General features: G+C 59.2%; 10 protein-coding genes. 4 read left to right on the forward strand and 6 right to left on the reverse strand.

Features of this window, described 5'->3' with window-relative positions; translation table 11 throughout:
* Positions 1-2 precede the first annotated feature (2 nt).
* A complete protein-coding gene (locus FH08_RS0143870; RefSeq protein ID WP_031364447.1) occupies positions 3-1466 on the forward strand; it encodes an HdeD family acid-resistance protein in 1464 nt (487 codons plus the stop codon).
* Positions 1467-1702: 236 nt separating this feature from the next.
* On the opposite strand, the gene FH08_RS0143880 is transcribed toward FH08_RS0143870, so the two are convergent.
* The gene (locus FH08_RS0143880) at positions 1703-3391 is read right to left on the reverse strand and encodes an acid phosphatase (protein WP_031364448.1); all 1689 of its coding nucleotides are present in this window, start codon (positions 3389-3391) and stop codon (positions 1703-1705) included.
* 725 nt (positions 3392-4116) lie between these two features.
* Between FH08_RS0143880 and FH08_RS0143890 the strand changes: the two genes are divergently transcribed.
* Positions 4117-4992, forward strand: a complete 876-nt coding sequence (locus FH08_RS0143890) for an SDR family oxidoreductase (RefSeq protein ID WP_031364450.1) — start codon at positions 4117-4119, stop codon at positions 4990-4992.
* 237 nt (positions 4993-5229) lie between these two features.
* Here the strand turns inward: FH08_RS0143890 and FH08_RS0143895 are convergent, their stop codons facing one another.
* Positions 5230-5775 (reverse strand): Uma2 family endonuclease, encoded by a 546-nt coding sequence (locus tag FH08_RS0143895; protein WP_031364451.1) that lies wholly within the window; start codon positions 5773-5775, stop codon positions 5230-5232.
* Positions 5776-6375: 600 nt separating this feature from the next.
* Between FH08_RS0143895 and FH08_RS0143900 the strand changes: the two genes are divergently transcribed.
* Positions 6376-6585 carry a hypothetical protein gene (locus FH08_RS0143900; RefSeq protein ID WP_031364452.1) on the forward strand — a complete coding sequence of 70 codons (210 nt, stop codon included), beginning with the start codon at positions 6376-6378 and terminating at the stop codon, positions 6583-6585.
* A gap of 349 nt (positions 6586-6934) precedes the next feature.
* Entirely contained in the window at positions 6935-7630 is a 696-nt protein-coding gene (locus FH08_RS0143905) for a GntR family transcriptional regulator (RefSeq protein WP_035568818.1), read from the forward strand.
* A gap of 256 nt (positions 7631-7886) precedes the next feature.
* Here the strand turns inward: FH08_RS0143905 and FH08_RS0143910 are convergent, their stop codons facing one another.
* From FH08_RS0143910 to FH08_RS0143925, 4 genes are all read right to left on the reverse strand, one after another.
* Positions 7887-9185 (reverse strand): MFS transporter, encoded by a 1299-nt coding sequence (locus FH08_RS0143910; RefSeq protein ID WP_031364454.1) that lies wholly within the window; start codon positions 9183-9185, stop codon positions 7887-7889.
* Between the two features lie 222 nt (positions 9186-9407).
* Positions 9408-11009, reverse strand: a complete 1602-nt coding sequence (locus FH08_RS0143915) for a CoA-transferase (RefSeq protein WP_035568821.1) — start codon at positions 11007-11009, stop codon at positions 9408-9410.
* Positions 11006-11761: an enoyl-CoA hydratase/isomerase family protein gene (locus FH08_RS0143920; RefSeq protein ID WP_031364456.1), complete on the reverse strand. Its 756-nt coding sequence runs from the start codon at positions 11759-11761 to the stop codon at positions 11006-11008. The genes FH08_RS0143915 and FH08_RS0143920 overlap by 4 nt, the downstream gene beginning before the upstream one ends.
* Positions 11762-11785: 24 nt before the next feature.
* The gene (locus FH08_RS0143925; protein WP_035568824.1) at positions 11786-13126 is read right to left on the reverse strand and encodes an FAD-dependent oxidoreductase; all 1341 of its coding nucleotides are present in this window, start codon (positions 13124-13126) and stop codon (positions 11786-11788) included.
* Between the last annotated feature and the right edge of the window lie 74 nt (positions 13127-13200).

Raw genomic sequence — 13200 nt, forward strand, 5'->3', positions numbered from 1 at the left:
TCATGATCCAACTCGTGCTGTTTCTGCTGGGCGTGGACTATCTGCGCCGCCGTTCGCTTACGTTGGCGGTGGTGGGCGGCATCTGGCTGGTGATCGGGGTGTCGGTGTTTATCGATGCCCTCGACGGCGTCCTGTATTTCCCCATCCATGTATTCGCCTGGCTGCTGCTCATCGAAGGTATTGCGACCCTCGCCATAGCGCGTATTGGCGTGGGCGGCCAGCGCACGCTACGTTACGTGAAAGGCGGCGCGTTCATGCTCGCCGCGCTGCTGATCATGTTGGGCAATCATCACGGCAACTTCGTCCTGTCGATGATCTTCGGCACGCTTTTTCTCGCCGATGGCTTGCTGCAGAGCGTGTCGGCCGTTGTGGTGCGTTATAGCCGATGGAGGATCGTGCTGGCGTTGGCTATCGTTGAAATCCTGCTCGCTGTATTTTTCTTTGAACCGTATCCCACGCATTACGTTGGCACGGCGCCTTACGCGATAGGGCTTGGACTCGCGTTTGGCGGCTGGAACATGCTGTGGATCGCGTTTCGCGTACGCCGCATGGAAAGTTTGCCGCCTGAAAACGAAAAGGCGCTGACGCTTTCCGATGACGTCATTGCCGATCCCACGCTCGCTGAAAAGTCCGCTGCAACGAAGGCCGCTGCGGCCGCGGCGCTCACCTCGTTGACCGAGGCCGACAGCCCGTTCGAATGGGACGGCCCTCCCGCCGCCGATGAAAAAGCGCTCACGGTGCATGTGTGGACGCCGGTCGGGTCCGCGCGGGCGCAGGCCAACCGGCGCCTGATCGTGGACCGCTACATTGCCGCCGTCGATGCCAACGGCGTCATCTCGACGGGCCATGCGGCGCTTGAATCACCCGAGGGTATTTACATCAGCCTGTATCCGGGGGTGGAAATCGATCGTGCGCCGGATGAGTTCGGACGCATCTTGCGCGCGACCCGCGAGAACAACGTGCCGGGCACGTTCCAGCCGGACTACGCGACGGAATCGAAGGCTTGGTGCGAATCCACGACCCGCGTGCGTATTCGCAATTACCGGCCGGATCGGTTGAAGGTGTTTTGGGACAAATATCAACAGGATCAGACCTATAACCTGACCTACCGGAATTGTTCCAGCACGGTTTCCAAGGCGCTGGAAGCAGCGCTCGAAGGGACGGTGGGCACCTTTCACGGCCGCGATACCGGTTGGCGCGCGTTCCTGCGCCTGATCGTCACGCCGGAGCTGTGGGTCGCCGCGCAGATCCGCAAGCGCGCGGCCACGATGGCCTGGACCCCGGGCCTGACGCTCGACTATGCGCGTGCGCTTAGCATGCTGGCCGATCCTCGGCCGTTTGGCTATCTCAAGATGGCACGGCTCGCGGTGCGCAAGATGCTGCGCTCGCGGCGCGAATGGCGGCAGGAAGCATCCGATGCCGCCGACGCCCGTGCAGGCCGGATGGACGGCTCGGGCGCTTCGTAGGTTGTGTGCGACGTCGTGGTGCAGCGTTCGGTGGAGTGGCTGCGGCGCGTGTTCGCTAGCCATTCGCTGCTTGCGATTGACGATTTGCGGCTTGAGACTCGACACCTTCAACCCCGACCTGCACTAGCGACCTTCGACCTTCGACCTTCGACCGGCGACCTTCGACCGGCGACCGGTGACCTTCGACCTTCGATGGGAGAATCGCGGCGTGCGACATGCCGCTTGCCATGCGTGGCTCACCCAAGATCGAGCGTAGCCGTCATGTCCCCCAGCGGCGCTTCACCATTTGCCGCGAATGCCCGGTCCCGCGCGACGACGCCATCAAGCGGCACCAGATCGTGGACGCGCGTGATGAAGCGCAGGATGGAGTTCGTGTCGTAGACCGTATGGTCGACGACGCCCTTCTTTGCGAACGGCGCGATCATCAGGGCCGGAATGCGCGACCCCGGCCCCCATCGATCCCCTTTGGGCGGCGGCACGTGATCCCACCAGCCGCCGTTCTCGTCGTGCGTGATGATGACGACCGTGCTTTCCCATTGCGGTCCGCGCTGGATCCGCTCGACGATGTTGGCGAGATGGCGGTCACCCGATTCGACATCGGCGTAACCCGCATGCATGTTCAGATTGCCTTGCGGCTTGTAGAACGTCACAGCCGGCAGCCGCCCAGCGTCAATATCCGCAATGAATTTGTTCGTCGACGGATCGTCGCCCAGACCGGCGTCGCGCAGGTGTTGCGTGCGAGCCTGCGTGCCGGGAGCAAAGCTGCGGAAGTAATTGAATGGCTGATGGTGATACTGGAAATCGGGAACCATGCCGGTGTCGAGGTGCGTGAGCGCATAGTTCCAGCCGCCGCTATACCACGCCCAGTCCACGCCTTTATCCGATAACCGGTCGCCAATGGTTGCGTAACTCTGCGGCGGCAGCACCCGATAATTCGATGGGTCCGCCAGCGCCGGATCACCGCCTTCCGCCGGTCGGACATTGCTTGGCTGATAGGGTGGCGCCATGGTGTTGACGGCGTAGCCGTCGGCTGTGAGTGCGCCGTCGTTGACGAAGGACGGGGGGCCATCGAGTGCCGATGCCGGAGAGTCGGCCGCGAGTTTCAGGCGCGTGCCCAGCGGATCGTCCCCGTCCACGACAGACAAGAGCTTTTTCGCGGGACCGTTATGCGCATCCGGATAAAACGGGGCCTGTGCCGAAATCAGATAAATATGATTGAGCCAGGAGCCGCCGAATGCAGCCATGAAGAAGTTGTCGCACAGCACGTTTTGCCGGGCGATGTTCCAGAGCTTCAGCGAGTCGGCCGAATTGCGGTAATGCCCCATGACCAGGCCGCCGGAATCGCCCCATGCAGCGAACTGGTTGTTGCGGCCCGCGTTGATCTGCATCTGGTTCTGATAGAAACGGTGCACGAGGTCGCGCGTGATGACGCCGTTCGGCAGCGGTTGCCCTTGTGCGTCGACGAGATGGAAGGGTCCGTTCGGCACGCCGTCGATCTGTTTTTCTGAAATCATGTAGCGCTTGCCGTCCACTTCCTGCGCTTGCGGCACGAGGCCGCCCCAGATTTTCGGCAGGACAGGCATGGGCGTGCGCCCGTCGCGATCCAGCTGGACGTAGCGCGACGCGGGCACGGCTTCCAGCGGATATTGCACGCCGGGATAGTTAGCCCATAGATTGCTGAAGCTGCGATTTTCCGCGTAGATCACGACAATATGACGGACCCGCGCTTGCAGCGTTCGGTCGAGCGCGATGTCAGCGGCCGTCTTCGGGGTAGCCGGGCGCGAGTCAAACAGATTACAGCCGCTCAGCGACAAGCCGGTCAAACCAGCCAGACCCACACCAGCCGCAAGCAGGCGGCGGCGCACGGGATCGAGGGGCAGGTCGGATGCGGGTGGTTCGTCGCGGGGATCGTCAGTGTGGCTCATCGCAGCTCCTGAATGTCTGGCGGCTCATCAATGTGCTTATTGATGGTGATACATGATGTAGCTAAATAATGTGACTCAACAGTGACTCAATCTTGCGGCTAACTATTTTGAATCAAAGCGGGGAATCAAAGCAAAGCTGGGGTTGCCGCGCTTTTCATGGCAGTAACGGCTGCGGCGGGCGCACAAGATTTGCCGATTGATTGTAAGCGCGAATTTGTCCCCACCTATCTGCCGAGTTTGAGAAGGTTCATCAAAATCAAAAAAGAAGCCACGCGACCTCCGTCAGTTGCATCGCTCATCATTGTGTTCCAGCCATGGCAATCGCCATGACACGTCACAATTTCAAGGTTCGAAAATCCCGCTGCTCGCGCTTCCAGGTTCGCCGCAATTGAACCAGGCATTTCACGCATTTCTTCGTCGATTGCCTTAAGCGCAAGACGGCGTCAGCGCCGGCAATCGAAAACCTCGTCCGGTCTTTGGCTGCAGCTAGCCACGCAGGCGCCGGAGCACGTCCGCTCCCGGTCGCTCCGGTCTTGGGGTCAAGATATTTCGCGGCCTGCGGTCTCTTGCGCTGTCCATTGTGTCCGGGTTAGATTGGCGACAAACCCACGCGTTGCTTCCCGCATGGTTGATTTGCATCCCAGCCTGCAGGCCGAACGTTTTGACTGGTAGCACCGCCGCGCGTCCCTGGTAAGCGTATTCTGGCAAGTATTCAGGAGACGACCATGAGCCTTGCTGGCAAGACACTATTCATTTCCGGTGGTAGTCGCGGCATCGGACTTGCGATTGCACTCAGAGCCGCACGCGACGGCGCGAACGTCGTCATTGCCGCAAAGACGGCCGATCCGGACCCGCGTCTCGAGGGTACGATTTATACGGCGGCTGCCGCTATTGAAGCGGCTGGCGGCAGGGCACTCCCGCTGGTTGTGGACATTCGCGACGAGGAACGCGTAAAAGCCGCAGTTGCCGAGACCGTTGGGCTGTTCGGTGGCGTCGATATACTCGTGAACAATGCCAGCGCCATTCGACTCACTGGCACACTTGACACACCTGTTAAACGATATGACCTGATGCATGGAGTCAATGGCAGAGGGACGTTTGTGTGTGCACAGGCCTGCCTGCCTCACCTTCTCAATTCATCGAACCCGCACATCCTCACACTGTCACCGCCATTGGTCAGCGACGCGAAATGGTTTAAAGATTTTCCGGCGTACACCATCGCAAAATACACGATGAGCCTGTTCACGCTGGCGCTTGCCGGTGAGTTCAAGGACCGTGGTGTCGCAGTCAATTCACTATGGCCCAGAACTGCCATCGCGACTGCTGCTGTGCGAAACGAGATTGGCGGCGCGGGCATGGTTGCGGCATGTCGCAAGCCGGAAATAGTCGCTGACGCGGCCCACTTTATCCTGACGCGCCCCGCTAAGGAGTGCTCGGGAAATTTTTTCCTCGACGACGAGGTTCTGCTCGGTGCGGGTGTCCGGGACTTCGCTCAGTATGACGTGCAGGCCGGGGCCGCATTACAAGCTGATTTATTTGTAGAGGCTTTGCCCGGAATGCTGCCGGCGGACAATATGCTAAAGCTTGCGAAGCGCTCGTGAGATTCGCTGGTGGCACTGCTGCCGCCTTCTAACCAATCAGGCCTAAACGATAAGCCTGTTCCGGGCGCGACGACGCTAGCCGGCACACCGTGTCCTTCGCCTTGCGTCCGCTCCACCATGCATGTCGCACAGCCAATGCTTCGTCGCGGCTCGCTCTTCGTCACGTAGGGTGCTATGCCGACGCCAGATGTTGAAGACGTGGATACGGCAAGATATATAAATGAAGCCGTGACAGGGCTATCGCAATCTGGACACGCCCGCTTCCTCGAAATACATGCGGTCAAGCGATAGAGCCATGCCGAATTCTGAAGCTTGCCGCTGGCCCTTGGTTCCCCAATACTCAACCTGTCCGCACTGGCCGACGACAATGACTTCGCGGGCGCCACCTTCCAGATAGCTCTCGACCCTGCGGTCAATGTCCTTCGCCCTGTCGCTATCGAGAAGCACCTCAACACAAAGGTCGGGCACGAACGGCACAGGGTCGTCGCGGTCGAAAGCTTCCCACTTATCGCACGACATCCAGACTACGTCTGGGACCCTAATGCCAAATGACGGGGTCGTAACGGCCACCGACATGGCGCAAAGGTGACCAATGTGTTCGGTTAGGTCACAGTAGACATCTGTGAGCACTATCTGGCGCCTGGCTGACGGAGAGGGATTCAGTATCGCTTCGCCAAGTTCGTCAAGTTCATACTGGTAGCGCCCAGCCAGCTCCGCCTTCGGAATGAGGTGATGCCACGCGGCGAGCAGTTCGCAGCGGTCCAGAAGAGCAGGTGTGCCCATAGTCGTCTCACGAGGAAGTAGGACCAGCGTAAACCCTCGGCTAGCGGCTGACAATCCTTATGTATTTGTGCATTGCACAAATTGCGACTATGCTAGCTATCATCCGGCAAGCACTGTTTTGCATCGGCCGCATCGTCCGATGTGGTCCAGCCCATACGTTGCGGGCAATCGCAGTCGAATGCTCACGTGGTTTCACAGATTTATTGTGCATTGCAGTGACTGTACTGACACGCGGACCGAAATTCAGACTCACATCTGATGCTTTATGATGTCCAGCAACCATTTTGCGCGTCCGAGCCGCACCACAAATGCCATGCGCCCGCCAAAGAAATGCGTTGGGCCCGAACATATAGGCCCAGGGGCGCCCAGTTGGGTATTCCGTCCCCATTTTGGCGTGCGAGCAGCGAACTTTGGAATGCGAGCGCTGGATCTACCTAGACCTGCCCGGATGTTATGCATCCCTCATAGGCAGAGAAATCAAAAAGTTACTTGCGGCCCGGCCAGCGGGCTTGACTGGCGAAACAAGTCGGGCGTAGCAAAAGCCGTTGGGGGCAGGGCCTTTCAGCATGCGCTCTATCGGCCGACGACAGGAGGTCCAACATGAAACTTGACGACGCCACTTTCCGGCAATTGCGCCGTCTCGCTCCGATTCTCGATGACGTACTCAACGCAGGAGAGGTCGAGCACGCAGACCAGGCGGTGAACCTCGCTTCACTTGCTCAGTTATGCTCACAGTTGTTCGACGCGTATCGCGACCAACACCCGGGCGAGATTGCGCAAGCGCAACTCGACGCCATCGAGTCGCAATAACACACTTCCTCTGGACTGGCTGGCCGCTTCAAGTGTCGCCGGTACAATCGAAGAACCTATCGCATTGACATCGGACTCGGCGCAGGTATTGTCAACTTGTTGCCCGCTGTTCGGCGGAATATGCAATACGTCAGGATAACTTACCTAAACTGCAAGACACTCCAGCATCGGAACGCGCGTGGCGCTTTGCCAGGCCTCGAACGCCTGGGTGCGGAGCGCCATGGAAGGCTCATCAAGACAGAAAGCGTGTCGCTCGCCGGCCGCGTGTATCCTGACGATAATAGGCGGCGCCTCTGTGTAGGTCACCACGCTCCTTGTACACTCGAGTCCACCGTTTCTAATAGCTCCAATGAGAAAAAGCAATTCCAACAAAAATACTCCCAAACGCGAAGTCGCAAGTCCGCCCGAGCAGTTGCTGGCTGATGTCGCATTCGCGCAGATCGAAGAAATGATCATCACGCGTCGCCTGCCACCCGGCTTTATGATCTCCGAGGTGCAGCTTGCAGCTGAGTTAGAAATGGGAAGAACGCCGGTCCGCGAGGCTCTCCAGCGGTTACGCCAGGTCGGATTCGTCGAAATGCTCCCACGCCGCGGTACGCTGGTTGCTGGTGTCGATATTCGCCAGCAACTCGAACTGCTGGAGGTAAGACGCCCGCTAGAGGAACTCGTCGTCCGGATGGCCGCACTGCGTGCGACACCGGAGGAGCGAAGCAATCTCCGAAAGCTCTCCAAGGTGATGGCCGCGGCAGCCGAACGTGGGAATATGGAGGACTGGATTCGAGCCGGTGGGGTGATTCACGACGCAGAAGTCCGCGCGACCCACAACAGCATGCTGATTACCAGTATGCAGCCAATTCACGCTCAGTCGCGAAGATTCTGGTACTTGCACATCGGGCAAAATCGCGCGTATGTGGAGGGTGCGCAGCTGCACGCCAAAGTGCTGAATGCCATCGCTCAGGGCGATGGCGATCAGGCGGCCGCCGCCGCAAACGGGTTGATGCAGTTCATCGAGCGGTTTACTCGCTCTGCGCTCGATACTTTCTAGCGGTTACGTTATGCAGGGATGCGGTTCTCGAACCGCATCCCTGCATTTTATCCGGCCCAGACAGCACCGCACACTTCAACTGTCCTGCCGTCGGCCAGGGATTCGTCGGGGGTGAGTATGCATTGCGGCTAATTGGGCGGTACCAATCATGTTGGCCGGTCGAATACATCCCGCTAGACCAGCCAGTATGTTGTCGGTCGACCGCACGTGCTGCTCGACGCAGTCCAACCCATCCGTCAACCCGGTGCGAACTGGGTCAGTCTGTCAGCGGATGAGGACCCTGCGCGCGCAGGTTGCCGTGAGTTTCGGGAATGTTTCGTGGCGCACGCACGAACACGGCCACTGCGATGGCACCCGCTAACGCAACGCCTCCACTCAGCACAAACGCGCTTGTGAACACCTTGGTCCATTGCACGAGGAAACCCGTCAGGATCGGCGCGAGAATCCCGGCCGTGTTCGCCAGCAGGTGCATGAACCCGCCCACGCCGCCCATCCTCGCGGGTTCAACCGTATCAAGGATGATGGCCCAGTACACGCTGAGTGTAAGGTTCATGAAGAACACGGTAATTCCCATCAGCGCGACTGCTGCACCGACGCTATTCGCGGTCCCCGCACACGCTACACAGACAGCTGCAACCAGCAGACCACCCACGATTACGATTTTGCGCGACTTCAGCGCATTCCCTGTCAGCCGGAAAATTCTATCGGAAATAAAACCGCCCAAAGCGATCCCCATAAATCCGAGAACCCATGGGATGACGTTGACGATGCTCATCGAAGACAGGCTCAGATGTCGTTCCATCATCAGGTAGCTGGGGAACCACGATAGGAAGAAATAGAGGATGTAGGCGTAGCCAAAATAGGCAAGCGAGGTTGCCCAGATGGTTGGACTTTTCAGATAGAAGCTCAACGGCGTGTGTGCAACGGGCTCACCTGCCGGAAGCTCTGCGCCTGCGTCCGATCCGGGTGGCATAGCGCCGCGAACCCAGCGGTTCCCTTCTGGTCGATCGGTAGAGAATATCGACCACATCAGCACCCACAGTACCCCGAGCATGCCGATCAAGATAAAGGGAATTCGCCAGCCCCAGTGGACCGCCATCAAGCCGACGACCGGCCCCGCAAGCGCCGCGCCTAACTGCAGGCCGGAATTCGCGAATCCCACCGCTGTCGTCTGCTCCTTTCGCTCGAACCAGCCGCTTATTATCTTGTTCGTACAGGTGGCTAGCGGTCCCTCTCCGGCACCGAAGATAACCCTGATGACCAGCAGCATTGCGAGACTCGAAGCAACCGCGGTCAAGCCGCAAAAAATTGACCAGAGGCCGATCGCGACGACAAGCACTCGTTTGGCGCCAAAGCGGTCAGCTGCATAGCCGCCAATGAAGCAGAACAACGAGTACCCCACAAAAAAGGCGCTGAAGACGATGCCGAGATGGGCCGGATCCAGATGCAGATCTTTAGCAATCAACGGGGCTGCGACCGAGAGCGCCGCCCGGTCAAGGTAGCTGATCGCGCAGGCGAGAAACAGCATGAAAACGATAAACCAACGATACTTCATTGTTGTCTCCTCCATAGTCGCCGTAGCGACCAAGATGGTCAGGCTGGCCGGGACAGGTCCACGCAGTGAACCTGTCCCCTGCAACGGGAGCGAACGGGCGTACGGTATTCTGGAACGTGAAACTCGCCCATCGCTGATGGAGCGATCGCGTCTCGCGATGCATACTGGCGACATCGGGACAGGACTTCACACTGCAGAAAAATACGCCGTCGCGATAAATTTCTAGTTTTCGACAGCCGTTTCAACGCAAAGACCAGAAGTGGCCGAGAACAGTGACGCGTCCATGAGCGGTAACGGATCGAGGATATGAGCCGGAGCGAACGCCATATGCGCCAGAACATCCCGACGTACATCAACGCCCGGAGCGACTTCAGTCAGCACGAGGCCTTGAGCGGTCTGCTCGAAAACGGCACGTTCCGTAACGATCAACGCGCTTTGCCCCGTTGACACCCCCTTCGCCACCGAATAGGTAATGCTCTGCGCTGTATCGACAAACTTGCTGACCTTGCCTTCCTTAAGGATCTTCATGCGACCCGCGTCATACCCGATGTCGAGTCCGCCTGTAGTAAACGACCCCGTGAACACCAACCGTTGGGCATTCATTGCGATGTCGATAAAGCCTCCCGCGCCTGGGTTGACCTTGCCGAACTTGCTGACATTGACCGTTCCGTGCGAATCGTATTCAGCGAATGCCAGCGCAGCAAAGCGACACAGTCCACCATCGATCACGTCGAACTGCGTGACGCCATCCAGCAGGGCCTGCGGATACAGGTTCGCCGAGAACTGCCAGCCGTTCATCACGATCCCGCCGTAGGAACCGTGTTCCGTCGTGAACCAGTAGTCATCCGATCCGGTTTCGGGGTCGATAAGACCCTGTTCTGCCATCACCAAGGGTACATCGGCTGCGGCGCCAAAACCGAAAATCGACAGTTCATGCTTGCGTACTTCCATTGCCGCGCGCCGGGCGATCACCTTGTCGGGACCAAAGGGAATCGCGGGCAACGCTGTACTTGTGCCGACCGAGCGCAGATACGCTTCGTTATACGGAGTATCGGTGCTCATCATCATGTTGGGTTCGACCACGAGCGCGTCGACCAGCATGCCTGGCAGTCGAACTGACGTAGCCGGCCGCTGGCCGCGCGGTACGATTCGCCGAACCTGGGCGATGACGCGGCCGCCACTTGCCTTGGCCGCCAGAGCGAGGGCCAGACCGGCCGAAACCAACGGTTCGTCTTCGAACGAAAGATTCCCGAATTCGTCGGCGCTGCTTGCGCGAATGATCGCTACGTCAATGGGCCAGGTCGGGTAGAACAGCACCTCCTCCTGGTTCAGCCGGATCTTCTGGATCAGATCATCCTGGCAGCGCTCGGAGAACTTTCCGCCGCCGAAATCCGGATCCGCGTAGGTTCCCACCCCCACACGCGTCACATAGCCCGGGCTCTTGCGCGCGACTTCGCGCAACCAGTGCATTGAGGCACCGATTGGCCACGAATACGCTTCGATCCGGTTCTCCTGGATCAGTTTCATCAGAGCCGGGCGCTGACCAGTACGCGGGTCGACCGGGTTGATGTAAGACCCGGAGACAATGCGTTTCATCAGACCTTCCTGCGCCACGTGGTCCATACCGCGGATGTTGACCGCGTCTCCCGTACCGCAAGGAAAGTAAAACGTGAGGTTGCGCGGCGAGCCAGTTTCGCGAAAGCGCTTGCCAAGCGCTTCAAGCGTGGCCTCAGGCACCACCCATCCGATGACCCCCACCGACGCTACAGTTTGTCCGTCCTGAATCGATGCGACGGCCGCCGCTGCAGAGATAATCTTTGTCATGACTTCACCTTGAATTTCGAAAAAATAGCCTGCGCCACGCCGCCTTGACAGTTGCTTGCAAAATGACGGGAGGCCAGATTGTCGAGTCGCTCGCCGTCGAGCGTGACGAAGGGTTCGAAAAAACGTTTTGTCGACGCGATCGCATCGGCCGGCAGCCCGGCAAGCCGCTTAGCGAGCGCCAGCGCCTCCTGGTCGGCAAATCCGGGTTGGCTCACATAGTCCGCGACGCCGAGGCGGTGCGCTTCAGTGCCATCGATAGGGTCAGCGGCCCAGGTCAAAAGTCGCGCGCGAACGGGACTCATACGGGCAAGCAGAGCCTGAAGTCCCCAGGGCGGTAGCCAGCCGTTTGGTACTTCAGGAAGATGCCAGCGTGTGTTTGACGCGGTCACCACGACATCACACGAGATTGCGAGAACGAAGCCACCGCCGAGTGCAAACCCTTCGACTGCGGCGATCACAGGTTTGGACAGCCCCGCAATAGATCGCGCAACTCGAGCGGTCTCCGACTCGGAGTCGCACATCTCCTGGATCGACATGGTGCTGAGTTCCTTCAGATCACTACCGGAACAGAAAGCAGGGGAGGCACCGGACACGACAATCGCACGCACGGTCGGATCTCGATCTGCCTGCTGCAGCGCCTGCCCCAGTTGCTCGATTGAGGTGCCGTCGAGCGCGTTGCGACGTTCGGGTCTATTCAGGGTTAACTGACGAACATGACCGATATTTTCAATAATCATCAATACATTCTCCATTTATGCTTCATTGATTAAGCCCCTTCATTGCAGGCATGCGCCGTCTCGCTCCAGCGCGTCACGTATCGCCTGTGGTTCCAGTGCGCGCGGCTCGATTCCTTCACGGACGGCGAGCACCGCGGCATGACCGATCGCGTGACCATATGAAAAGCACTGAGCCGTGACCCGCGCGGAGGCAACCGCCTCATGTTCCGCAGACAGACATCGCCCGGCAACGAGCAGCCCTTCGCCACGGGATGGCACGAAGCAGCCATAGGGCACCTCGTAGTAGTCGTCCAGCACCCACTCCACTTTGGGTTTCGCGCCGGCGTGCAGCTCAATCGGCCAGGGCGAGCGTGCGATACCGGCTGAAAACTTCCGGGCACTCACGACGTCAGCGTTCATCAGCTTCGACACGCCTTCGACCTGACGTGTCTGACGCACGCCCACCTGTACGCCGGTATCGTTTATGAAAGCGTTTTCGCACCCGGCCACAAACTCTCTAAGGAAGCGGGCGTATGCGTGCACCTGACGCCGGCCGTTCATTTCGGCCTCCGTGAAATCTTCATGGAAAAGCGGATTGAGTTCGCGCCCATCGGTGCCGGTAATTCGGGTGCAATTGCACAGCAGCTCCCCTGGTCTGGTCGTCGGAAAAAGCCAGATTTTTGATCGGGGGAGATTGTCGCCAGCGAGGTGACGTTCATGTAGGAGTGCTGAGATCGCTGCGCCCATGATGGTGTCTTCGCCGTAAGCCGCGGTGAAGCGTGCGACATCCACGCCTAGCAGCCGGAAAATCATGGTCGGATTCTGTACACGACCCTCGTCACCTATGAAGCTATCCAACCCGGCCATCGCAACCAGATCGGCGTCCCCGCTTGCGTCGACGGTAACGTGTGCGCGAATCGTCAACGGTCCCTGCTTGGTCCACGCGGTGACGCCTTCGGTGCGCTCGTTGCCATCAAGCAGGACGCCGGTCGCGACGGCGTGATAGATGACCTGGACGCCAGATTCGCTCAGCAGCGCGTCGGCCGCGTCCCGCCACACCAGAGGGTCGTGGACGCGCGTCCACGTCTTGCCGTAGCGCAGCGGCGGGCCAAGGCCTCCATGCTCTTCCAGTAGTTTGCAAAACTCCTGTGCAAAGCCGAAAACGACTGGCTCAGGCTTTGCGGCTACGCGGTCTGTCGCCAGATACATGCCGCATACGGTCCCTGAAAGTCCGGCTACCGCCCCCCCGCCACAAAAGCCGTAACGTTCCAGCAGCACTACCGTGAGCCCCTGACGCCGCGCGGTGACCGCAGTGGCAACGCCGGCAGCACCTCCGCCGATCACAAGGACATCACACTGGATATCATCAACTATACGAACGTCGATTCCTGCTTTTTTCATATGTCGCCTCATTGTCGTCAACTGACATATCAGTTGACGACATTTTTAACGAAAAAAGAACAGGCTGTCAACGA

It is taken from the genome of Caballeronia sordidicola (assembly GCF_000729995.1).
In the GTDB taxonomy this organism is placed as follows: domain Bacteria; phylum Pseudomonadota; class Gammaproteobacteria; order Burkholderiales; family Burkholderiaceae; genus Caballeronia; species Caballeronia sordidicola_A.

Coding starts and splice junctions, on each gene's coding strand:
- FH08_RS0143895 (WP_031364451.1), bottom strand. CDS start 5,775: ATGGGCACACCTGCTCTTCTGGACCGCTGCGAACTGCTCGCCGCGTGG.
- FH08_RS0143905 (WP_035568818.1), top strand. CDS start 6,935: ATGAGAAAAAGCAATTCCAACAAAAATACTCCCAAACGCGAAGTCGCA.
- FH08_RS0143925 (WP_035568824.1), bottom strand. CDS start 13,126: ATGAAAAAAGCAGGAATCGACGTTCGTATAGTTGATGATATCCAGTGT.
- FH08_RS0143900 (WP_031364452.1), top strand. CDS start 6,376: ATGAAACTTGACGACGCCACTTTCCGGCAATTGCGCCGTCTCGCTCCG.
- FH08_RS0143880 (WP_031364448.1), bottom strand. CDS start 3,391: ATGAGCCACACTGACGATCCCCGCGACGAACCACCCGCATCCGACCTG.
- FH08_RS0143910 (WP_031364454.1), bottom strand. CDS start 9,185: ATGAAGTATCGTTGGTTTATCGTTTTCATGCTGTTTCTCGCCTGCGCG.
- FH08_RS0143915 (WP_035568821.1), bottom strand. CDS start 11,009: ATGACAAAGATTATCTCTGCAGCGGCGGCCGTCGCATCGATTCAGGAC.
- FH08_RS0143890 (WP_031364450.1), top strand. CDS start 4,117: ATGAGCCTTGCTGGCAAGACACTATTCATTTCCGGTGGTAGTCGCGGC.
- FH08_RS0143870 (WP_031364447.1), top strand. CDS start 3: ATGATCCAACTCGTGCTGTTTCTGCTGGGCGTGGACTATCTGCGCCGC.
- FH08_RS0143920 (WP_031364456.1), bottom strand. CDS start 11,761: ATGGAGAATGTATTGATGATTATTGAAAATATCGGTCATGTTCGTCAG.